The organism is Parapedobacter flavus, assembly GCF_035818675.1.
In the GTDB taxonomy this organism is placed as follows: domain Bacteria; phylum Bacteroidota; class Bacteroidia; order Sphingobacteriales; family Sphingobacteriaceae; genus Parapedobacter; species Parapedobacter flavus.
The window spans coordinates 232,145-252,544 of the sequence record NZ_JAYKZZ010000013.1 but is presented as its reverse complement, the minus strand read 5'-3'; the positions used below and the strand labels follow the sequence as shown (position 1 = coordinate 252,544).

The 20,400-nt window shown below is 48.1% G+C and carries 24 protein-coding genes; 12 read left to right on the top strand and 12 right to left on the bottom strand.

Features of this window, described 5'->3' with window-relative positions; translation table 11 throughout:
• Nucleotides 1-383: 383 nt before the first annotated feature.
• Nucleotides 384-1,058, top strand: a complete 675-nt coding sequence (locus tag U9S71_RS12275; RefSeq protein ID WP_326327797.1) for a tetratricopeptide repeat protein — start codon at nt 384-386, stop codon at nt 1,056-1,058.
• Nucleotides 1,059-1,080: 22 nt separating this feature from the next.
• On the opposite strand, the gene U9S71_RS12270 is transcribed toward U9S71_RS12275, so the two are convergent.
• Nucleotides 1,081-1,632, bottom strand: a complete 552-nt coding sequence (locus U9S71_RS12270; protein ID WP_326327796.1) for a hypothetical protein — start codon at nt 1,630-1,632, stop codon at nt 1,081-1,083.
• A gap of 11 nt (nt 1,633-1,643) precedes the next feature.
• On the bottom strand, nt 1,644-3,173 hold the full coding sequence (gene gpmI / locus U9S71_RS12265; RefSeq protein WP_326327795.1) for a 2,3-bisphosphoglycerate-independent phosphoglycerate mutase: 1,530 nt from the start codon (nt 3,171-3,173) through the stop codon (nt 1,644-1,646).
• A 249-nt stretch (nt 3,174-3,422) separates the two neighbouring features.
• Between gpmI and U9S71_RS12260 the strand changes: the two genes are divergently transcribed.
• The 7 genes from U9S71_RS12260 (at nt 3,423) to U9S71_RS12230 (ending at nt 8,791) form a co-directional block, all read left to right on the top strand.
• Nucleotides 3,423-3,830, top strand: coding sequence for a DUF4783 domain-containing protein (locus tag U9S71_RS12260; protein ID WP_326327794.1), 408 nt, complete (start codon nt 3,423-3,425; stop codon nt 3,828-3,830).
• Nucleotides 3,831-3,972: 142 nt separating this feature from the next.
• Nucleotides 3,973-4,833 (top strand): carboxylating nicotinate-nucleotide diphosphorylase, encoded by an 861-nt coding sequence (gene nadC, locus U9S71_RS12255; RefSeq protein ID WP_326327793.1) that lies wholly within the window; start codon nt 3,973-3,975, stop codon nt 4,831-4,833.
• A 47-nt stretch (nt 4,834-4,880) separates the two neighbouring features.
• Nucleotides 4,881-5,531 carry a glycerol-3-phosphate 1-O-acyltransferase PlsY gene (plsY, locus tag U9S71_RS12250; RefSeq protein ID WP_326327792.1) on the top strand — a complete coding sequence of 217 codons (651 nt, stop codon included), beginning with the start codon at nt 4,881-4,883 and terminating at the stop codon, nt 5,529-5,531.
• Between the two features lie 71 nt (nt 5,532-5,602).
• Nucleotides 5,603-6,415, top strand: a complete 813-nt coding sequence (locus tag U9S71_RS12245; protein ID WP_326327791.1) for a M48 family metallopeptidase — start codon at nt 5,603-5,605, stop codon at nt 6,413-6,415.
• 12 nt (nt 6,416-6,427) lie between these two features.
• A complete protein-coding gene (pdxH, locus tag U9S71_RS12240; RefSeq protein ID WP_326327810.1) occupies nt 6,428-7,081 on the top strand; it encodes a pyridoxamine 5'-phosphate oxidase in 654 nt (217 codons plus the stop codon).
• Between the two features lie 17 nt (nt 7,082-7,098).
• Nucleotides 7,099-7,599 (top strand): NADH-quinone oxidoreductase subunit C, encoded by a 501-nt coding sequence (locus U9S71_RS12235; RefSeq protein ID WP_326327790.1) that lies wholly within the window; start codon nt 7,099-7,101, stop codon nt 7,597-7,599.
• A 67-nt stretch (nt 7,600-7,666) separates the two neighbouring features.
• The gene (locus U9S71_RS12230; RefSeq protein ID WP_436410326.1) at nt 7,667-8,791 is read left to right on the top strand and encodes an NADH-quinone oxidoreductase subunit D; all 1,125 of its coding nucleotides are present in this window, start codon (nt 7,667-7,669) and stop codon (nt 8,789-8,791) included.
• Nucleotides 8,792-9,185: 394 nt separating this feature from the next.
• On the opposite strand, the gene U9S71_RS12225 is transcribed toward U9S71_RS12230, so the two are convergent.
• The 6 genes from U9S71_RS12225 to U9S71_RS12200 form a co-directional block, all read right to left on the bottom strand.
• Nucleotides 9,186-9,770: an outer membrane beta-barrel protein gene (locus U9S71_RS12225; RefSeq protein ID WP_326327788.1), complete on the bottom strand. Its 585-nt coding sequence runs from the start codon at nt 9,768-9,770 to the stop codon at nt 9,186-9,188.
• Nucleotides 9,771-10,117: 347 nt separating this feature from the next.
• Complete coding sequence (gene dnaJ, locus U9S71_RS12220; RefSeq protein WP_326327787.1) at nt 10,118-11,269, bottom strand: molecular chaperone DnaJ; 1,152 nt, start codon at nt 11,267-11,269, stop codon at nt 10,118-10,120.
• Nucleotides 11,270-11,282: 13 nt separating this feature from the next.
• A complete protein-coding gene (locus U9S71_RS12215) occupies nt 11,283-11,861 on the bottom strand; it encodes a nucleotide exchange factor GrpE (RefSeq protein ID WP_326327786.1) in 579 nt (192 codons plus the stop codon).
• 144 nt (nt 11,862-12,005) lie between these two features.
• Nucleotides 12,006-12,686, bottom strand: coding sequence for a cell division ATP-binding protein FtsE (locus tag U9S71_RS12210; RefSeq protein WP_326327785.1), 681 nt, complete (start codon nt 12,684-12,686; stop codon nt 12,006-12,008).
• Between the two features lie 4 nt (nt 12,687-12,690).
• Nucleotides 12,691-12,894, bottom strand: coding sequence for a fructose-6-phosphate aldolase (locus U9S71_RS12205; RefSeq protein ID WP_326327784.1), 204 nt, complete (start codon nt 12,892-12,894; stop codon nt 12,691-12,693).
• 40 nt (nt 12,895-12,934) lie between these two features.
• Nucleotides 12,935-13,951 (bottom strand): aldehyde dehydrogenase family protein, encoded by a 1,017-nt coding sequence (locus U9S71_RS12200; RefSeq protein WP_326327783.1) that lies wholly within the window; start codon nt 13,949-13,951, stop codon nt 12,935-12,937.
• Between the two features lie 157 nt (nt 13,952-14,108).
• On the opposite strand from U9S71_RS12200, the gene U9S71_RS12195 reads away from it, so the two are divergent.
• Nucleotides 14,109-14,459, top strand: coding sequence for a 4Fe-4S binding protein (locus U9S71_RS12195; RefSeq protein WP_326327782.1), 351 nt, complete (start codon nt 14,109-14,111; stop codon nt 14,457-14,459).
• Between the two features lie 96 nt (nt 14,460-14,555).
• On the opposite strand, the gene U9S71_RS12190 is transcribed toward U9S71_RS12195, so the two are convergent.
• Complete coding sequence (locus U9S71_RS12190) at nt 14,556-15,026, bottom strand: universal stress protein (RefSeq protein WP_326327781.1); 471 nt, start codon at nt 15,024-15,026, stop codon at nt 14,556-14,558.
• 92 nt (nt 15,027-15,118) lie between these two features.
• The gene (locus U9S71_RS12185) at nt 15,119-15,766 is read right to left on the bottom strand and encodes a YceH family protein (RefSeq protein ID WP_326327780.1); all 648 of its coding nucleotides are present in this window, start codon (nt 15,764-15,766) and stop codon (nt 15,119-15,121) included.
• Between the two features lie 123 nt (nt 15,767-15,889).
• On the opposite strand from U9S71_RS12185, the gene U9S71_RS12180 reads away from it, so the two are divergent.
• From U9S71_RS12180 to U9S71_RS12170, 3 genes are all read left to right on the top strand, one after another.
• Nucleotides 15,890-16,945 (top strand): nucleoid-associated protein, encoded by a 1,056-nt coding sequence (locus U9S71_RS12180; protein ID WP_326327779.1) that lies wholly within the window; start codon nt 15,890-15,892, stop codon nt 16,943-16,945.
• 88 nt (nt 16,946-17,033) lie between these two features.
• Nucleotides 17,034-17,768 (top strand): carboxy-S-adenosyl-L-methionine synthase CmoA, encoded by a 735-nt coding sequence (cmoA, locus tag U9S71_RS12175; RefSeq protein WP_326327778.1) that lies wholly within the window; start codon nt 17,034-17,036, stop codon nt 17,766-17,768.
• A 4-nt stretch (nt 17,769-17,772) separates the two neighbouring features.
• The gene (locus tag U9S71_RS12170) at nt 17,773-18,495 is read left to right on the top strand and encodes a methyltransferase family protein (RefSeq protein ID WP_326327777.1); all 723 of its coding nucleotides are present in this window, start codon (nt 17,773-17,775) and stop codon (nt 18,493-18,495) included.
• Nucleotides 18,496-18,514: 19 nt separating this feature from the next.
• On the opposite strand, the gene U9S71_RS12165 is transcribed toward U9S71_RS12170, so the two are convergent.
• Both U9S71_RS12165 and U9S71_RS12160 read right to left on the bottom strand, forming a co-directional pair.
• Complete coding sequence (locus U9S71_RS12165; protein WP_326327776.1) at nt 18,515-19,642, bottom strand: Gfo/Idh/MocA family protein; 1,128 nt, start codon at nt 19,640-19,642, stop codon at nt 18,515-18,517.
• Between the two features lie 87 nt (nt 19,643-19,729).
• Entirely contained in the window at nt 19,730-20,296 is a 567-nt protein-coding gene (locus U9S71_RS12160) for a DUF4256 domain-containing protein (RefSeq protein ID WP_326327775.1), read from the bottom strand.
• Between the last annotated feature and the right edge of the window lie 104 nt (nt 20,297-20,400).

Genomic DNA, 20,400 nt, shown 5'->3' with positions numbered 1-20,400 from the left:
CTTGCTGAAAAAAAGTCAGCTGTGGGGCGTGCGGTCGGGTTGTGTTTATACATTGGGAAAAGATATCGTCATATATAGATTAAGGTACTAATATAAGGATTTCAATGATAAAATTAAACCGATGGGTAATAAAATAAATAGTTTGGAGTTTAAATAAAATTGAGATACGCCAGGGCGGGTTGCACATAGTGAAGCTTATGGTTATGTTTGTAGCACGGAAATTGCAGTAAGGGTAGATGGGTATCATTTAGTGGGGTTGATTCCCGGCTCATTTTGTATAGTTTAAGGAAGCGATGAAACGGAGATGTAAATAGTATCAAATTAACCAGAATAATCATTTGCATGGATCGTTCATTTTATCAGCCATTAAAAAATGTGAACAGATGAAAATAAAGAATTTGAAAATTAATTTAAGACGACTGACTGCTGGTGTTATGGTAGGGGTTTTATGTGTGGCCGTATTCGTTGCGAAAGGCCAAACGACGGAAACAGCACCCAGCAACCCACATGTGCGCTTAGGACAGAAAGCGCTGATAGACGGTGATTTTAAAGCTGCTACTAACCATTTGCAAAAAGCACTTCCGGACGAGGCTAAGGATCCGAACGTAATGTATATGCTGGCCTATTCGCAATATCAAATCGGCGAGTACCGGAAAGCACTGGAGTCATTCAGCAAAGTCATCGAGCTGAGGCCCGATCATGAATCGGCCTATTATTACAGAGGTAAAGCTAATAACATCTTAGCTGTGCAGACAGACACACGGATCAGTTCGGGCAACCGCGAAAAAATGCTCAACCAAGCAATTGTCAATTATACGAAGGCCATCGAACTCAATGGAGAAGATGTGAAGTATTACCAAAACAGAGGTATCGCCTATCGCGATTTAGGGATACTAAGGGGTACGGCTGGCACCGCCAACTATGACAAAGCGATTGCAACAGACGCATACAATAATAGCGTTGTTGATTTTGAACAGGTACTAGCTATGGCCCCGGGTAAAAAAGATATCCAAACGGAGCTCAAGAAGGCGAAAGTTTACCGCGATAATCTGAAATAAAAAAGAATAAACACAACCCTTTTTATAGCCACTCGCCGGTAACGGTGTAGTGGCTTTTTCCAATTACCCGTACCTGTTGTTGTTTCGTAATCCGATATAAGGAGTCGACGTAGTAATCGAGCTGTTCCTTTGTTGTATACAGCATGTTACGTACTTGATTCGTTACATGGATTTGCGTTACGGTACCTGCGTTCGATTTCTCCACGCGGATTTCCTTTGTGCGCAGCGTCGAATCGATACTCGTGTAGGTTACGGTCAAGCCATCACGACTCACCCGGTAACTGTTTTGCCAGGCAGGTTTATTGATATCAGCGTCGATAAATAGAGTGAATTCCTTCTTCCAGTCGGCCACGCGTACTGCTTTCTGCTCTTCTGTTCCGTCTTTTGCTACGGTTTTGATGATCTCTGGATTGTGTTGTTGTAGTCGCGTAGCTTCTTGATGGAAATAATCGGCTAAACTGAAGTAATACGTTTCTTGCAATGCTGTTGAGCCATCTCCGATCTTACTGTCGCATGATGAAGCTAGTAGCAGCATCGTAGCGCTGAAGGCGATGGTTATAGGGAACTGTCGCATGCTTACACCTTTTAAACCAATACATTGCCCGTCATCTCCGAGGGGATAGGAACACCCATTAGGGTCAGAATTGTGGGGGCGATATCACCCAACTTACCGTTGGCTATGCTGCCGTAAGTGCTGTCAATAAGTATGCAGGGAACTAAGTTGGTGGTATGGGCTGTATTGACGGAGCCATCGTCATTTAGCATAAATTCGGCATTACCATGGTCTGCAATAATAATAAAACTATAACCCTCGTTTTGCCCGCAATCAACCACCTGTTTTGCGCAGCGGTCTACCGTCTCCACTGCGGCTACTACCGCATCAAATACGCCTGTATGCCCTACCATGTCGGGGTTGGCGAAATTAAGGCAGATGAAATCGGGCTTGTTGGAAACCATATCTGCACAGATGGCATCAGCCACCTCCTGTGCACTCATCTCTGGCTGCAGGTCGTATGTAGCCACTTTTGGGGAGGGAATAAGAATTCGGTTTTCGCCGCGAAATACTTGTTCGCGCCCGCCAGAGAAGAAAAACGTGACATGTGGATATTTTTCTGTTTCGGCAATACGGGTCTGGGTCTTGTTGTTCGCCTCCAGCACCTCGCCAAGCGTGTTGGCAAGGTTATCTTTAAGAAAGAGCACCTGGACATTCTTGAATGTCTCATCGTAGGTGGTCATGGTGAGGTAGTGCAGGTTGAGCGGATGCATATCAAACTCGGGGAAGGCTTGTTGCGTAAGCGCCAGGGTGATTTCCCTGCCGCGGTCTGTACGGAAATTAAAACAAACCACAACATCGCCATCTTCAATTGTTGCCAATGCATTGCCGTCGGTATCGGTTTTGACGATGGGTTTAACGAATTCATCGGTAACGCCATCGTTGTAAGATTGCTGAATGGCCTCGCCAAGGTTCGCAGCACGGGCACCTACGCCGTTGACCAGCAGATCGTAAGCCTGTTTCACTCGTTCCCACCGGTTGTCTCGATCCATGGCATAGTACCGGCCAATCGCCGAAGCCAGCTGACCCACGCTTGTCGTTAGGAACTGTTCCATATCCGCCACATAGCCGATACCCGAATTGGGATCCGTATCGCGACCGTCTAAAAATGCATGTATGAAAACTTCATTATTGGTGAGCCCTGCATGTTTGGCCGCTTCGCAGAGGCCTTTCAAGTGCCGCGTATGCGCGTGGACACCACCATCGGATAACAGACCGATAAAGTGCACACGCTTGCCGTTGGCTTTTGCGTGATTGAAAGCGCGCTGAAGCGTTGGGTTTCTTTCAAATTCGCCATCGGAAACCGCTTTATGTATTCGTCCAAGCTCCTGATAAACAGTTCGTCCGGCACCGAGGTTCATGTGGCCTACCTCAGAATTGCCCATCTGCCCCGCAGGTAGACCGACGGCTTCGCCGGATGCTTCAAGTGTGGCGTTGGGTTGGTTGGCCAGCAAGTTGACTAGAAAAGGTGTATTGGCCGCATGGACGGCGTTAGATTGATCGTCTTTGCCATAACCTAAACCGTCTAAGATTATGAGGGCTACTTTTTTGCTATTATTCACGGAACAAACTTAGAGAAACTTGCTTTTAGATGCAAGTTTATTCGCGTCACCTTAGGCACTTCCCTTATCGCTGCAGGTTGGTCTTTGAAAGATGGCATGTTTTTAGCAGTAGGTTAGTTGTCGGGCAATATCAGTTAAAAACCCTTCTTTTTGTAGAAATTAGTCTACAGTTGGCAGTTGTCCGTGGAGAAAGCAAGTGGTCGAATATAAATAAATTTGATATTGGAATACACAATTACTTAAAACGTGATGGGAATCAGATTGATCAGAAAGATGGGGTTGATGGGCGTGATGTGCTTCGTGATGGTGGTGGGATTTGCCAGCAGCAACGATGTAATTGATGATATTGCTTCGTGTGTAAGAGGGGGCAACACCAAAGAGCTTTCCAAGTATTTTTCGTCGACAGTAAGCATGACGTTGCTGAATGACGAAGGTATTTACTCGCGCGTACAGGCAGAGATTATTCTTCGCGACTTTTTCAGTAAGCATTCCCCTACGGGTGTGAAGATTGCCCATCGATTGGACTCGAATCCTAATTTCAGGTATGTAGTGCTTAATCTAGAGACCGCCAGGGACGCTTTCCGGGTTTCTTATAAGCTGACAAACAACGACAATACGTTTCAGGTTACGGAGTTTCGTATTGAACCAATTTACTGACGGACCTACCCGATTTTTATTTTTATTCGTCTTCTTTTGTTTTAAATAGCCATCTTAGCGCCGTTTAAACGAAGTTATGTCGCGCTCGCTGAAGTTGATATAATACACTTGGCGTGTTCGATATACACATGAATAATAACCAATGGATCAGCTAGAAAACGAACAGTTGCAACGGTTTATCACCGCTGCACTTGCAGAGGATGTAGGCGATGGTGATCATACGTCGCTCTCTACCATTCCACCCCACGCGGTGGGCGAAGCGCAATTGATTATCAAGGAACCGGGTATACTGGCGGGGATTGCGGAGGCGCTAGCTGTGTTTCACACGGTAGATGACGCGTTATTGGTCTCCACTTACAAGGCAGACGGAGATGCGGTCGCTGTAGGCGACGTGGTCCTGACCGTAAAAGGAAACGTCCATGGTATTTTACTTGCAGAGCGATTGGCACTCAATATCATGCAGCGCATGAGTGGTATAGCTACTGCCACGCATCGCATCGTAGCCGCCATTGCTGGTACGGCCGCCAAGGTGCTGGATACCCGAAAGACCACCCCATTGCTCCGATTCCTTGAAAAAAAAGCGGTGGCAATCGGTGGGGGAGTAAACCACCGGTTTGGGTTATACGACATGATGTTGATAAAAGACAACCACGTGGATTATGCCGGAGGGATAAAGAATGCAATTAGCCGGGCCAACGCCTACCGCAAGAACATGAAAAGACCCATCGCAATTGAGGTAGAAGTGCGTAACCGGGAAGAAATCGAGGAGGTGCTTGCTGTGGGCGGTGTAGAGCGGATTATGCTGGATAATTTTACGCCGGAAGCGTTGCGGGAAGCCGTTGCATTAATTAATGGGCGGCTGGTTACCGAAGCATCTGGCGGAATTAACATAGACAATATCCGTGATTATGCTGCGGCGGGGGTAGACTTCATTTCCATCGGTGCACTCACTCATTCGGTGAAGGGACTGGATATGAGCCTAAAGGCAAACGTGGTCGGTTAAAAAAAGCAGGTGGTAGTTTTTGCTTCTTTTTCGTTAATTTGCAATTCATGATATCGATCTATCTTATCGGCGCCGTTGTCTTGGCCTACCTGTTCGGATCCATCCCCACCGCCGTATGGTTGGGACAATCGTTCTATCGGGTTGATGTGCGGGAGTATGGCAGCGGCAACGCAGGCGCTACCAATACCTTTCGGGTACTGGGTACGAAAGCGGGCATAGCCGTAATGGTTATTGATATCTTGAAAGGGTGGACAGCAACCAATCTGGCGTTTTTCATCGGACCCTCGGTGACCGGTCCGCAAGCTGCTGCCCAATTCGTGAATTATCAGCTCGCGCTGGGTGTAATTGCCGTGGTCGGACATTTGTTCCCGGTCTTCGCCGGGTTCCGGGGCGGCAAGGGAGTGGCTACCCTGTTCGGCATGATTCTCGCCGTGCATTTCCAAGCGGCGTTGGTATGCGTATCGGTATTTTTGATTATGCTGCTACTTACACATTACGTGTCGTTGAGTTCTATCAGTGCCGGGTTTGCCTTTCCGTTCAGTACCGTTTTCCTGTTTCACACATCGGTCAAATCGGTGGTTTTGTATGGCATATGCATTTGTGTGCTGATCTTGATTACCCACCAAAAGAATATCGAACGTTTACTGAAAGGCAAGGAGTCTAAAGTTTATTTATTCGGGAAACGAGCAAAGGTGTAAAATGATAAGTTCGGCATATATATTGCTTTCGTTGACATAACAAGGCTATTGCCTGTCAAAAAAAACACAAGATGAAAAATTTTGTAAAATATAGTTTCGCGCTACTGACCGTCGTCATCGTCGTGTCGTGCGCCACCGTTCCGCTAACGGGGCGGAAACAGTTGAATCTGGTTAACGAAGCTGAAATCCAACAACAGGCGGCCTTAGTTTATAAGGATTTCCTGGGTGATGCAGAAACCAAGGTGGTTAAGAGTTCAAATCAAGCACAGCTCGTGCAGCGGGTAGGGAAGAATATTGCCAATGCGGTAAACCGTTTCCTGCAGCAAAACGGGTATGGAGACCAATACGATTTCCATTGGGAGTTTAATCTGATTGAGGAGAATCAAATCAATGCCTGGTGTATGCCGGGTGGTAAGGTTGCCGTATATAGCGGTATTTTGCCGGTAACAAAAACCGAAGCCGGGCTGGCCACAGTAATGGGTCACGAGATTGCCCATGCCATCGCCAAACATTCGGCCGAGCGGATGTCGCAGACCATGGTAGCTCAAGCCGGCGGTGCAGCCGTCGATATCGCCACGGCGGAAAAATCGAGCACAGCCCGTGCGGTGCTTAATACGGCCTATGGGCTGGGTGGGCAATTGGCATTGTTGAATTACTCGCGTAACCAAGAAAGCGAAGCGGACCGATTGGGATTGGTATTCATGGCTATGGCCGGCTATAATCCCAATGAAGCGATTGGCTTTTGGGAACGGATGGCCCAGGCGAAGCAAGCACAGGGCGGCGGGGCGCCACCTGAGTTTCTGAGCACGCACCCCAGTGATGCACGCCGCATCAACAACATTAAAAAATTAATACCCGAAGCGCTGACCTATTATAAGAAGTAGGGGGTGAGGCGAATGACGGGGAAGCAAGCAGATATCGGGGCTATTCGGACGGCGTATAAGATGGGTAGTTTAAACGAAAGCGAAATATCCGAAGATCCTATTGTACAGTTTAGGAGGTGGTTTGAAGAGGCGTTGGAAAGCGGAGTTATGGAGCCGAATGCCATGACACTAGCTACGGCATCGGCCGATGGACAACCATCGGTGCGGATTGTTCTTCTTAAAGATATTAGCGATGCTGGTTTTGGATTTTTTACGAATTACGAAAGCCAAAAAGGCGTGGAGCTGAATCGTAATCCAGCTGCGGCCCTGTTGTTTTTCTGGCCAGAGCTGCAGCGGCAGGTGCGTATTACCGGGCAGGTGGCTAAAATGCCTGCAGCGCAGTCGGACGCGTATTTTCACTCCCGGCCTAGCGGAAGCCAGCTGGGAGCCATTGCATCACCACAAAGTCGGGAGATTGCAGGTAGGGGCGAGCTCGATGCCCGGTTGACCAAATTGGAACAGCATTATGCGGCTGGGACACCTATTCCGAGGCCATCGCATTGGGGTGGCTATCGCCTCACGCCGCAAACCATAGAGTTTTGGCAGGGGAGAGATAACCGGCTTCATGATCGCTTGCGTTATTCACGAGCACACGCAGGTTGGCGTGTCGTACGCCTAGCTCCTTAATAATTACAATTACCTAAATGGAAATTATAACACGCGTTCAGGAACTGTTGGTAGCCGAATTCGGCGAAGAATCCGTGGTTGCCGTAGAGGACACTGGACGGCAACCGGCACTGGTGATACCCATTCAAAAGGTGGCAGCGGTCTGCCTATTTCTTCGCGATCATAAAGAAACCTACTTCGACTTCCTTTCCTGTATCAGTGCGGTTGACAATGGGGTGGAAAGTGGGTCGTTTTCGGTGGTGTACCATCTGGCCTCCATACCACATCGCTATCAACTTACGTTGAAAGTGACCATCGAAAACGATAGGCGATTGGACAACCTGCCGGTTGTGCCTACGGTTACCGGTGTTTGGCGTACCGCCGATTGGCATGAACGAGAGGCGTTCGACCTTGTTGGGATTTACTTTGAGGGCCACCCAGACCTGAGACGGATATTACTGCCCGAAGACTGGGAAGGTTATCCCTTACGTAAAGATTACGAAGAAGCAGAGACATATCATGGCATTGCAATTAAGTGATACACCATCTTACCAAGAAGCACAACGGGCGTATGAAGCTCGGCTGGCTGCGATAGGTGCCGAGGAGATGGTCATCAATATGGGGCCGCAACACCCATCCACACACGGTGTGTTACGGCTGCAGCTGGTTACCGATGGCGAAATCGTTAAAGAGGTTATCCCTCATGTCGGCTACCTGCACCGCTGTTTCGAGAAACACGCGGAATCCATGAATTACGGGAAAGCCATTCCGTTTACCGACCGGATGGACTACCTGGCATCGATGAACAATAGCCATGCCTTTGTGATGGGCGTGGAACGTATGCTTGGTATAGAGCAGAAAATCCCAAAACGGGTAGAATATATCCGGGTGTTGGTCTGCGAGCTCAACCGTATTGCCTCGCACCTTATCGCTATCGGTACGTACGGTATCGATATCGGGGCCTTCACGCCTTTTATGTGGTGTTTCCGCGACCGCGAACACATCATGAATATGCTGGAATGGGCATCTGGATCGCGGATGCTTTATAATTACATCTGGGTAGGTGGATTATTCTATGACCTGCCCGTGGGTTTCGAAGAACGGTGTGGTGAATTCATCCAATATTTCAAGCCCAAGCTGCCCGAGCTCGATGAGTTGCTTACGGAAAACCAGATTTTTATATCGCGGACAGCAAATATTGGTGCGTTGCCGGCTGACGTTGCCATTAACTATGGATGTTCGGGACCAATGCTTCGCGCTTCGGGTGTTAAATGGGATTTACGGCGGATCGACGAGTATTCGGTTTATCCCGAGCTGGAATTCGATATTCCAGTAGGGAAGGGGGAGATGGGACGTGTAGGTGATTGCTGGGATCGTTTCAAAGTTCGCGTGGAAGAAATCAAGGAATCCGTGCGGATTATCGAGCAGTGTTTGACGCGGCTTACGGGCCCATTGAAGCGTACGGTCGATTTCGATCCGCGGGCACTCGTGCCCAAAAAGGTTAACCTCAAAGCACAGGACTACTACGTGCGTGCCGAGAACCCGAAAGGCGAACTTGGCTTCTATTTCGTAACGCAGGAAAAAACCGACATCCCCAAGCGGGTAAAAGCCCGCGGGCCAAGCTTTCATAACCTTTCCGTGCTCCCCGAATTAGCGAAAGGGGTGCTGATTGCCGATCTGGTAGCCATCTTAGGGTCCATCGATATCGTGTTGGGTGAGGTAGATCGGTGATGGATAACCGACTGTTTATGTGTATATTGCGATAGTATCGACGGGGTGGTATGCAAAGAGATAAATTAAGTAAAATAAAATTTGGAAAACTGAAAATAATCATTACCTTTGCAGCTTCATAATTTAGGTTTATAATTGGTTAGTAAAGGTTTCCATTCTCCCCGTTTGGAAACCTTTCTTGTTTCATGCCAATTCCGCTGGTATCCTAGTCTGTCGCTGTTCATAATCCGATGGATATGCACCTTCTAAAGGCGCACAATAGACGTATACCATACAGATATCATGTAGTAAACGGCGGTCGTATATGGATACGGAATGGAGTAGTCGGGTGTGTTTAGCAAAAAAAACGCCTTGGCAATAGCCAAAGCGTTTTTCGTATCAGTAGTCTGTTTGTTTAGAAGTAGAACTGAATACCGATGCGTGGAGCGAATGAGCTCGCGTCCAAACCGAAGGAATTGCTGGAAACGCCATCGCCGCCTTCTGGTGTTACCGTGGTGTTTTGGTAGTACAATCCTTTTACCGAAAACTCGATGCCGATTTTTTCAGTCGGGAAGAAAGCAAAACCAGGTGCTAATTCAACACCGTAACGTTCAGCGCTTGCTATCTTGTCGCCATTTGCCTTAGAGGTTCCCCAGCCCATGGGCACGGAAAGCTGACCGAAAAATTTGAAATTGCCGTCACCTTTGTAAAGCCGGGCAAAAGGAGCAGCCGAAAATTCCCCCGATTGGACTTTGTCAGTACCATCGTCATCCTGGCTCCAGGCATAACCGATACCAAGGCCCACAGCCACGTTATCGTTCACAAATACGCCAACGCTGGGGATAATGGAAAAGCTTTGTGTGTTGCCATCAACGTCTTTTACGTTAGCATAGTCGTAAGACACGGTTCCACCTAATAGGGTCTTTCCTTTTTCTGTTTGCGCATTAGCGGCAAATGTTACTGCTGCAGCAGCTGTTAATGTAAGAAGTAATTTTTTCATGATGTAATGAATTTTTAGTTAAACCTTAAGGGCATTTCGTCTAATTTGTACAATTATACTATTTGACCTTTGTAGTCAGTATTGCAATACCAGTGCCAAACTTTGTCACGGTTGGGTCGGATTTGTCATGGGTTTGTCGCTTTTGTGTAGCGTCTGAAAAGCGGGGTTGTTGGCTATATAAGGGGATAATATTCTTATTTCAATGGTTAAGGTCTTTGTTTTTGTAGGTGAGCTTAGGTAGAAGATAGTTCGCTTGTGACGTGTTGACTTATAAACACATATTGTCAATTTCAAGTTGACAATATGTGTTTACCACGTGTTTAGGCTACGGCTTACGCTTTGCGTTTTTATTCAAAATATTCCTTTATCCGCTCGAAAAAGGTTTTCTCATTCTTGCCCGGTTGGGGTTTGAAGTTCGGCGAGCTGCGCAAGCGTTCCAAGAGCTCTTTCTCTTCCGACGACAGCGCTTTAGGTGTCCACACATTTACATACACCAATTGGTCGCCTTTGTGGTACGAGTTTACTTCGGGCACACCTTTCCCTTTCAGGCGCAAAATTTTGCCGCCTTGCGTGCCGGGTTCGATTTTGATCTTTGCTTTGCCATCAATGGTTGGGATTTCCACGCTTGTGCCCAATGCAGCATCCACGAAATTGACATAAAGGTCATAGATCACGTTGGTGCCATCGCGTTTCAGGGTTTCGTGGGCAAGCTCTTCAACGAGGATAATGAGGTCGCCGGGTATGCCACCGCGCGGAGCGGCGTTGCCTTTTCCGCTCATGGATAATTGCATGCCTTCACTTACTCCAGCTGGGATGTTGATGCTAATGGTCTCTTCGCCACGTGTCAGTCCGTCGCCATGGCACGTGGTGCATTTGGCCGATATTTCCACGCCTTCGCCATTACATGTGGGGCAGGTGCTGGTGGTCTGCATTTGCCCCAGGATGGTATTGGTGACACGCCGTACGGCGCCAGTTCCGCCGCAGGTACGGCACGTATTGAATGACGATTTGTCTTTTGCTCCAGTCCCGTCGCATGTGGAACAAATGACTTTTTTGTTAACCTTAATTTTCTTCTCCGCTCCTTTGGCAATTTCGCTGAGCGTGAGCTTTACCTTGATGCGTAGGTTCGACCCCTTAGTCACACGGCGACCACTACGTTGTCCACCACCACCACCAAAAAAGCTTTCGAATGGACTACCGCCACCGCCGAAGATGTCGCCGAACTGGCTGAATATGTCTTCCATATTCATGTTTCCTCCACCGAACCCACCAGATGCACCACCGGCATGGCCGAACTGGTCGTATCGCTGCCGTTTTTCTGCATTGCTCAACACCTCATATGCTTCGGCGGCCTCTTTGAATTTTTCCTCGGCTTCCTTGTTGTCCGGATTCTTGTCGGGATGGTATTTGATAGCCAATTTGCGATAAGCCGACTTAATTTCGGATTGATCGGCATTGCGCGAAACGCCTAATATGTCGTAATAGTCTCTTTTTGCCATGCTTACCTATCCGTTAACTTCCGACGACAACCTTAGCGTGACGCAATACCCTGTCGTGCAAGAAGTAGCCTTTTTCAATCTCGTCAATCACCTTGCCCTTGAGGTCATCGCTAGGAGCGGGAACGTTCGTAATGGCTTCCTGCAAGTCTGCATCGAAAGGTTTCCCAATGGATTCCATCTCTTTCAGTCCCTGATTGGTCAAAATAGTTTTAAGCTTTTGGGTAACCAATGACACACCCTCTTGTATCGGGGCGACTTCGGCGGCCGTTTCAAAAGCTTTCAATGCACGGTCGAGGTCGTCCAATACCGGTAGCAGATTGGCGATGACCTCTTTGCCGGCCGATTGCATGAGCTCGACACGCTCTTTAGCTACCCGGCGTTTGTAATTGTCAAACTCGGCATATAAGCGCAGGTATTTGTCGTTGGCTGCATCAAGTTCCGCACGCAACAGCTCCGTTGCCGCTTGTTCGTCAGCAACCTGTTCCTTTTCGGCTGAGGCCACGTCCGTTTCCGGCGTTTCCTGCACGGGTGCTTCTTGGTTTCCCATGGTATTCTTATTATCGTGGTTTTGTTTTTTCTTATTTCTTGCCATAGCTGTAATCAAATCAGATTGTCAACTGCCGCTTGTAACCGCAATTTAGTTGCCAGCGATGAAATTCGGTCACCCTGTCAGTGTTTCTTGTTCCAATATGCTCAAAGTGGCGTATTCGGAAAGATGGCGGCTGTAAGTGCCAGGTTATATTGACACATTGTCTTGCAATATGCCATCAGTGGTTTTGATGATGCGCGAAGGCATATTGCGGATAATTTGATAATCGTGTGTGGCCATTAGGATGGATGTACCGCCCCGGCTGATTTCTTTTAATAGCAAGACAATTTCTTCCGAGGTTTCGGGATCCAGATTGCCGGTGGGTTCATCCGCTAGGATGATTTCGGGGTTGTTTAGCAGCGCTCGCGCGATTACCACGCGTTGCTGCTCGCCACCCGAAAGTTCGTGGGGCATTTTTTTGAGTTTGGAACGGAGACCGACTTTTTCGAGCACATCCAGTATCCGGTTATTGATTAGGTTTTTGTCTTTCCAGCCGGTTGCACGTAAGGCAAAGATGAGGTTTTTTTCGACCGTCCTGTCGGTGAGCAAATGGAAATCCTGAAAAACGATTCCCAGCTTGCGGCGTAAGAACGGTACCTCACGCTCGTTGAGTTTCTTCAGATCGAATCCGGCGACCATCCCTTCGCCGCTGGCAATATGCAGGTCGCCATAAATGATTTTCAGCAGGCTGCTCTTGCCACTACCCGTTTGGCCGATAAGGAAAACAAATTCGCCTTTATCGATTGTCAGGTTTACGTTAGCGAGGACCAGGTGCTTAGGTTGGTAGATATCAACATTTTTGAGTGTGATTACCGTATCGCCGATCATATAGTTACAGTTCTAATTTCTTAATTTGTCCGAAAGGCATTTTTTTGACAATTTCCATGATGTCTGTCGCCTTTTCGCTCAACCCCAGTTTCTCCAGGGACTTATCCGGTCGGTCTACCCGGAAGTAAGCAAGCAGTGTAAAAGCATCATCGCGCAGCTGGACATAATCCGGTATTTTGGCCACTCCCTTTACTTTGATGACATACATGGTGCACAAAGTTAGCATTATTACGTGAAAGATAAAGGCATCATCGGTGTGCCGCCAAAAAATCCAGCGTGTTAACGCCATCGGCATAATCGTCGAGGGCCGGTTGTTGGCTCTCGCCAAACCGAACCACCGGGGTGGTGACGAGCAATGGCTCTTTGCTCACCACGCATTGCAGTTGTGGTGCCAGTTCATTCAGCCGGGTGAGGAGCTTTTCGGTAGATGGATAGGTCTCCAAATACAGTGCAGCCAGCGGTGATGCGCTTCGTTCATCGGGCTTGAGTAACAGAAAACCATTATCGTAATGTTGATCACCATTGATGAGGTAAATAGACTTGTTGTAATCGTAATTATTGGCGTACTTATGGTGGTTGATGACATCACCGAACGCCGCTATCCCCTCAAAGAAGATGGAAGGGTCGTAGTCTACAGGTATAAACAGTTTGGATACGCTGCGGCAGCCCAAGCCGAAATAATCAAAAATGTCCGTACCGAGTCGTCGGAGCTCTTCGGCGTTTTCCGTTCCGGACAAGATGGCAACGCTATTTCGGTTTTTGCGGATGATATGTGGTTTATGGCCAAAATAATGGTTAAAATAGCGGGAGCTATTGTCGCTCCCAGTGGCGATAACCAGGTCAAAATTGGCCAATCGGTCGGTTACTTGGATTTTTCGGGTAAAACCGGGCTCGATTTCCTGCAGCTTGGCCAGCAGGTGGGGGGTGAGTGCCGGATCCACCGCCGCCGTTTTCACCTGTACATTAAAACCCGAAGCCAGTACGCAGAGGATGTCGTGGAAACCAACCAGCGGGATATTGCCAGCCAATACCAGACCAACGGTTTTGTCGGTATCCGTATCGAACGGATAGGGGGCGAGCCAGTTTTGGAGCTCATCCATTGATAAATAGAGGGCGATGGCTTCCACCGATCGGCGGGTGTTCTCGATGGTAAACCACGGGTTATTACGATAGGCCAATTCAATGACCTGTCGTAATTCACGGTCGTCCGACCGCAGGTAATCGCCCAATTTGTGGAAAGCGTCTAAACGTTGTTTCTTTGTCAAAATGTGAGTGTTAAGGATATTTTTACGCATTATTTGTCGTATATTTGCTTCCAAATTTGTTTGGCAACAAAAAGACGACTAATTTTGTAGTGAACTTTTTAATCAGGTTGCAAAAATAGGTTTTTTATTTTATCATATTCGTAAGCATAAGAGTTAGATGGCAATTAGGATAACAGATGAATGCATAAATTGCGGGGCTTGCGAGCCCGAGTGCCCAAACAATGCAATATACGATGCAGGGGTAAGCTGGCGATTCTCGGAGGGAACCAGCTTGAGCGGTGTTATTGATTTTGGTGATGGCACCACGCTTGATGCAGATGAAGAGCAGACCGCCGTATCGGATGAAGTTTATTACATCGTATCGGATAAATGCACGGAGTGCGTGGGCTTCCACGATGAGCCCCAGTGTGCTGCGGTGTGTCCGGTAGATTGCTGCGTTGACGATGAGGATATCCGCGAGACTGAAGACGAGCTGCTGGCCAAGAAAGCTTGGCTGCATGCTGAATAAAACCCGTCATACGGCGCTATCAAGCACCGCGATGAATAAGGCCCTCCACCGATCGATGGGGGGCCTTGTTACATGGCGTGTGTGCCGAGGTTGGTGTTAGCACTTGCCGGGAACCACCAACACGGGGCAGGAAGCTCTCCTCGTTACGCTCTCTGATACACTGCCTGATATGAAATGGTCGAAGCCGGTCCGGCCATGCGTACCCATGATAATGAGATCTGCCGCCCATTCACTGGCTACGGTGAGTATTTCTTGTTTGGGGTTGCCAATCCGGTTAAATGTAAAGACTTCTTTGAGGTCTTCAAACCCTTTACTAATTTCGTCTAGCATGGACTTAGCGTTCTCCTCCTGAATTTCGGTGGTTTCGGGAACAATGATGGGTTGTTGCCCCATTAAGGGGTCTGCACCATAATTGGTCGGCGCGGCGGGTTCGATCACATGGATAAGCGCGACCGACGCCCCCATGGTCTTGGCAAGGCTATAACCGTGTTCCAATGCCTTCTTGGAACACTCACTGTCATCCGTAGCGATGAGTATACGATTGTAAACCACTGACTTGATTTCCATAACTAGCGGGGTTTTTATTCCATTACTTCCGTAAATATAACAACAATAAATTAGTTTTGGTTTTGCCGAGGCTCCTTTATATAGGATACTGCTTATGACAACTCCTGCATCAATTTGTCAAATTCGGCCCGTAAAGCAGCGAGTTCAGCCTCCACTTTGGCCAAGCGGGGTGCCAGCCCAGAGGGGGTATCCATCCCCTCGGCTGCCGAATCATCTTCTTCCGGCATGGCCATGCCCCCCAGCAGCTGCATGTAGCGGGCTTCTTTTTGTCCCGGTCGTTTCGGTAGCTGCTGCACAAACGGTTGGTCCGCGTGTGCCAGGTTGTCGAGGAACGACTGCACCTCGTCGAGCGACTCAAATTCGTACAATCTGCCGGAATTGGTATTCAGTTCGCCCGGCGTTTGTGGCCCCCGCAAGAGCAATAAGCAGATAATGGCTACTTCAGCCGGAATAACGGGATATACAATCGCAAAATTGTGTTTAAACTTGGTAACCCGGCTGGATCCGCCGATAACGGTCGATGCCAACCCCTTTTTACGAAGCGTATCGAGCGTGGTAATGACGGTATTATCGTCATATTGAACGACTGGCTTTCGTGATGTTTTTTGGTTACACCCCGCAACCAATGCATTGATTGTGAGTGGATAGTATTCGGGTGTTGTCTTCGATTTTTCCATTAAAACGCCTAATACGCGTTGCTCTTCGGCAGATAGAATGGGCAATGGTGGTATATTATCCATGGTTTGGCTTATCAATTTTTATACCCCAAAAATGGAATATTTATCCCAATTAATCAACTTTGTGTGAAAAAGACGCTTCAATTGTTATCTTCGTCGGATTAAATCAATACAGCTGTCACGACGATGTTTTACTATACCGATGCAACGATCGACCAACTTGCTATCCACCGCGTGGGCAATAAATTGCGCGATGAATTTTACGCCCTTAGTGAAGCGCCCATCGCCTTAACGGATGAACAGCTCACCACGTTACTGATGCATTACTTCCTCAGTCCGTTTGCGAAGGTAAACGAGGTGTACCGGCTCACGCACGCCAGCGGTACACTCGAGTTGAATGAAGTATATCATTTTTCGAAGTCGTTTTTTGAGGGTAAGCTGGATTTCCTATCGCTTGGTCAGCAGGTCTGCAAGCACCTTTTCGAAGCCTCCGACCACCCGAATATAAAGGGTGGGGAACTTTATGTGGTCCATCTGCGCAATGTGCAGCTAGAAGGGCAGGAGCATGACGCCGTGGGGATATTCAAATCCGAGAGCAAGGAGCCCTTCCTTAAAGTATCACCGGTGCAAAGCTCGTTTGAGTTGGGGTATGAGCAGGAAGCCATCAACATCAATAAACTAGACAAGGGTTGTGTCATCATCAATACCGAAGGTGAAGAAGGGTATAAAGTGCTGGCAATCGACCAAACGAACCGGCAGCAGGAAGCCGCCTATTGGAAAGACAGTTTCCTTGGGGTGCGCGTGCGAAATGATGCATTCAATAAAACCGGCAATTTCTTGAAGGTGTACAAAACGTTCGTGAATGAGGGGATGGATGAGGCTTTTGAGCTGGAGCGTACCGATAAGATTGATCTGTTGAACCGTTCCATGGACTATTTCAAAGAAAAGGATACATTCAACACGAAAGAGTTTGAAGAGGAAGTGCTGGGTAATCCGCAAGCCGTGGCGCTATTCAGTGATTACCGCCAGCAATTTGAAACCGATTACGAATCCCCTTTCGGTGAGCAGTTTGATATTGCGCCCGGAGCGGTGAAGAAAGCGAACTCGACTTACAAAAGCGTATTGAAATTGGATAAAAATTTTCATATCTATGTACATGGAAAAAGGGAGTATATTGAAAAAGGGTTTGACGAAGAAAAGGGGATGAATTATTATAAAGTATACTTTAAAGAAGAACATTGAGGGTTTTTCGACCAATTATTTCCAGATTCTTTCCAGATTCCGCGACTACTTTGGTCGCCATTCAAATGATGTAGCCTAATAAACGCTAATGAAAAAAAGTAAGGATGACGTATTTAACGAGGTAATCAAGAAGCCCTCGGATTTTAAGTTTGGCGCTACGGTTGCCAATGCGTTTGATGACATGGTAGAACGTTCTGTTCCGTATTACAACGAAATCCAACGGATGATTATCGAGCAGGTGTGCGAGTTTGCGGTACCGGATACGAACGTATATGATTTAGGCTGTTCAACGGGCACAACCTTTCTGAACTTGGATCCATTGGTTGATGAGCGTATCCGTTTTGTGGGGGTAGATGATTCGAAGGATATGCTCCAGAAGTGTGCGCAGAAATTAAAAGAGGCGAACCTCAAGCGCCCTTACGACCTGAAGAATGCCGACCTCCATCAGGATTTCGTGATTGAGAACGCTTCGGCCGTTGTGCTATGCCTCACGTTGCAATTTGTACGTCCGATATACCGGGAGAAGCTCATCCGGCGCATCTATGAGGGGCTCAATCCAGGTGGCGTATTGGTCATCTCCGAGAAAATACTGGCAGAAGACAGCCTGTTTAACCGCAACTTCATCAAATATTATTACGACTATAAACGCCGCAACCAGTACAGCGAGCTCGAAATCTCCCAAAAAAGGGAAGCGCTTGAAAATGTTTTGATACCCTACAAATTGAGCGAAAACACGAAAATGCTCATGGAAGCCGGTTTCAGCCATACCGAGCTGTTTTTCAAATGGTATAATTTTTCAGGATTTATTGCCATAAAAAACTAGCGGAATGGTTCAGATTGGTGATTTCTTCTTTAAGTACCGGAATTTTCTTTTTATCTTCCTCTACCTGGCGCTATTCATACCATCTGCGCCGCTTTTCAGCGATGCTACGTTCGGTTCCGATTATTACCTTTATCCCTTGATTATCGGGTTGTTGGTTACCGTATCGGGGCAACTTATCCGCGGTGCCACCATAGCTTTGGCTTACATCGTGAGGGGTGGTAAAGACAAAAAAGTATACGCCAATACCTTGGTAACCAACGGTATTTTTGCACACTGCCGCAATCCGCTCTATGTGGGCAATATCTTAATGCTCGTCGGCGTGGGCATTCTTGTCAACTCCCTGCTTTTTATGGTCATTTTCATTCCGCTGTTTCTGTTCATCTACCAAGCCATTGTGTTGGCCGAGGAGCGCTTTTTACGGAATAAGTTCGGGAGCGAATTCGACGCATATACAAAACGGGTACACCGTTGGTTAATCAATCCGATAGGCTTGTTACAAACGATCTCGGGCATGCACTTCTCGTGGAGACGCTGGCTGATGCGCGAATACAACACCCAAGTGGTGTGGCTGCTCTGTATCGTGGTGATATTGGTGTTCAAATACACGCACTGGCAATGGGATACCGCCACGCGCAACACGTGGTTTATTGCTGCGGTGTTGGTGTTGGCCTGCTATTACGGTGCCATCCGCTACCTGAAAAAATCGGGCAAGTGGAAGAAAGTGTAGGCCACCCTCCCTGCGGTGATTAACCCAGTTTCAATTCCTGCTTGGTGCCCGTTGCACAGGCGCGGTAAATGGCATCGATGATTTTGAGGTCTTTCAACCCCTCATGGCCGTCTACGGGCACGATGGGCGTGTCGCCATCTAAGATGATACCCGCCATCGCATCCATTTGCAGGGTTTGGTGGGTCACGTGCGGTTGTGTCAATTCACCTTTGTTGGTGCGCCCCTTGATGGGGCCATAGCCCGTAGAGGGCTGCATTTCCGCAAAGCCCTTTTCACCGTTAAGGAAAAAGCGGTCTAGGTATTTCATGTTGTACGTAGATAGGCATGACGCCACGGCACCGCTTGGGAACCCTAACTGGAACTGGATGGTTTCATCAACCCCCTCTTTGAATTTCACCGGGTCCGTTTTGGTTTCCTGCGCGGTGACCCAGATCGGTTCCTCGCCAACCATATAGCGCGAGCCATTAATCGCATATATACCGATATCCATCATGGCGCCGCCTCCGGCAAGGTCTTTATCCAGCCGCCATTGGCTGGGATCGCCAATCTGGAAACCACATTGTCCCTGAAAAAACTTTATGTTGCCAAATTCGCCTGCAGTGCGCATCCGAACAACTTCCACTGTCTTCGGTTCGAAATGCATCCGATAACCTACCAGTAATTTTACATTCGCTTTGGCGCAGGCATCCACCATTTCCTGCCCTTCGGTAGCATTGAGGGCCATGGGCTTTTCGCAAATGGCATGTTTTCCGGCTTTGGCTACCCGGATCACCTGGTCGTGGTGCAGCGCGTTAGGGGTAATCACATAGACGGCATCGATATTGGGATTGTCTTTTATGCGGTCGAAATTCTCGTAATCATACCTACTTTCTTCGGGAACGCCGAACCGGTCGCCCCATTCGGCCAGTTTATTGGGGGTTCCGCTAATGAGCCCCGTTATTTTGGCACGCTTGCACGCTTGCATCGCCTCAGCCACCCGCGAAGCATATCCGCCAAGTCCCATTAATGCTACCCGTAGCGTTGGGCCCTGTAACGATGTGATCGGCCTTAAGCCGGAGCTAGCAAGCGCATCATAAGACGACAGGAAGGGTAGGGTGGCGGCTGAAGCGGCCAATTTCTGTAAGAAATCACGACGAGAGTTTTTCATGCTGTTTTTTTATAAACGGTGTTTTTAAATGGTAACCGAAACAATTCCCGATTGTTTCACCTAGTGAAACTTTTCACCTGCAGCAGGTTAAACGTTTAATACGCCACGGAAGCCCCGCGCACCATAATAAGAATCAGCACCGTTGTGATAAACGAATACCCTGCCGAAACGCCGGTCGCCAAAAATGGCACCGCCAAGCTTGCGAACATCGTCGGGCGTTTTCAACCAGCTGGATGTTTTTGTGTCGAACGTTCCCAGTTGCTGTAGCGCATGGTATTGCTCTTCAGTAAGCAGCTCCACACCCATTTCGGCCGCCATGTCCAATGCGCTGTTCGTCGGTTTATGGGCCTTTCTCGATTCGAGTGCGTCCCGGTCGTAACAAAGGCTTCGACGACCCTTGGGGCTTTCCGCAGAGCAGTCAACGAACAGGTAGGTCCCCGATTTGTCGTCCTCACCCACAACGTCCGGCTCACCGCCGGTTACCTCCATTTCATCCAGCACCCATAGCTTTTCCGGCTGGGCCTCAAGCTTGGCTTGTATTTTACGCCAATCGAGCCCTTTATGCCGGTCCATATTCGTCTCAAAGCGTTCACGTAAGGTGCTGAGTATTTCGTCGCGTTGTTCGGGAATCAATTCTTTTTTTGTCGATGCCATATTGCCAGTTAATTCGATCAGTACTATCGTGTATGACGATGAGCTACCCAAAATTAATAATAACCACGAAACTAACAGACGATACGGACAACTATTTATTTCGT

Excerpts from the sequence above, each read along its gene's own strand:
- U9S71_RS12275 (WP_326327797.1), top strand. The coding sequence starts at position 384 with ATGAAAATAAAGAATTTGAAAATTAATTTAAGACGACTGACTGCTGGT.
- U9S71_RS12270 (WP_326327796.1), bottom strand. The coding sequence starts at position 1,632 with ATGCGACAGTTCCCTATAACCATCGCCTTCAGCGCTACGATGCTGCTA.
- U9S71_RS12260 (WP_326327794.1), top strand. The coding sequence starts at position 3,423 with ATGGGAATCAGATTGATCAGAAAGATGGGGTTGATGGGCGTGATGTGC.
- nadC (WP_326327793.1), top strand. The coding sequence starts at position 3,973 with ATGGATCAGCTAGAAAACGAACAGTTGCAACGGTTTATCACCGCTGCA.
- plsY (WP_326327792.1), top strand. The coding sequence starts at position 4,881 with ATGATATCGATCTATCTTATCGGCGCCGTTGTCTTGGCCTACCTGTTC.
- U9S71_RS12245 (WP_326327791.1), top strand. The coding sequence starts at position 5,603 with ATGAAAAATTTTGTAAAATATAGTTTCGCGCTACTGACCGTCGTCATC.
- pdxH (WP_326327810.1), top strand. The coding sequence starts at position 6,428 with ATGACGGGGAAGCAAGCAGATATCGGGGCTATTCGGACGGCGTATAAG.
- U9S71_RS12235 (WP_326327790.1), top strand. The coding sequence starts at position 7,099 with ATGGAAATTATAACACGCGTTCAGGAACTGTTGGTAGCCGAATTCGGC.
- U9S71_RS12230 (WP_436410326.1), top strand. The coding sequence starts at position 7,667 with ATGGTCATCAATATGGGGCCGCAACACCCATCCACACACGGTGTGTTA.
- U9S71_RS12225 (WP_326327788.1), bottom strand. The coding sequence starts at position 9,770 with ATGAAAAAATTACTTCTTACATTAACAGCTGCTGCAGCAGTAACATTT.
- dnaJ (WP_326327787.1), bottom strand. The coding sequence starts at position 11,269 with ATGGCAAAAAGAGACTATTACGACATATTAGGCGTTTCGCGCAATGCC.
- U9S71_RS12215 (WP_326327786.1), bottom strand. The coding sequence starts at position 11,861 with ATGGCAAGAAATAAGAAAAAACAAAACCACGATAATAAGAATACCATG.
- U9S71_RS12210 (WP_326327785.1), bottom strand. The coding sequence starts at position 12,686 with ATGATCGGCGATACGGTAATCACACTCAAAAATGTTGATATCTACCAA.
- U9S71_RS12205 (WP_326327784.1), bottom strand. The coding sequence starts at position 12,894 with ATGTATGTCATCAAAGTAAAGGGAGTGGCCAAAATACCGGATTATGTC.
- U9S71_RS12195 (WP_326327782.1), top strand. The coding sequence starts at position 14,109 with ATGGCAATTAGGATAACAGATGAATGCATAAATTGCGGGGCTTGCGAG.
- U9S71_RS12190 (WP_326327781.1), bottom strand. The coding sequence starts at position 15,026 with ATGGAAATCAAGTCAGTGGTTTACAATCGTATACTCATCGCTACGGAT.
- U9S71_RS12185 (WP_326327780.1), bottom strand. The coding sequence starts at position 15,766 with ATGGATAATATACCACCATTGCCCATTCTATCTGCCGAAGAGCAACGC.
- U9S71_RS12180 (WP_326327779.1), top strand. The coding sequence starts at position 15,890 with ATGTTTTACTATACCGATGCAACGATCGACCAACTTGCTATCCACCGC.
- cmoA (WP_326327778.1), top strand. The coding sequence starts at position 17,034 with ATGAAAAAAAGTAAGGATGACGTATTTAACGAGGTAATCAAGAAGCCC.
- U9S71_RS12170 (WP_326327777.1), top strand. The coding sequence starts at position 17,773 with ATGGTTCAGATTGGTGATTTCTTCTTTAAGTACCGGAATTTTCTTTTT.
- U9S71_RS12165 (WP_326327776.1), bottom strand. The coding sequence starts at position 19,642 with ATGAAAAACTCTCGTCGTGATTTCTTACAGAAATTGGCCGCTTCAGCC.
- U9S71_RS12160 (WP_326327775.1), bottom strand. The coding sequence starts at position 20,296 with ATGGCATCGACAAAAAAAGAATTGATTCCCGAACAACGCGACGAAATA.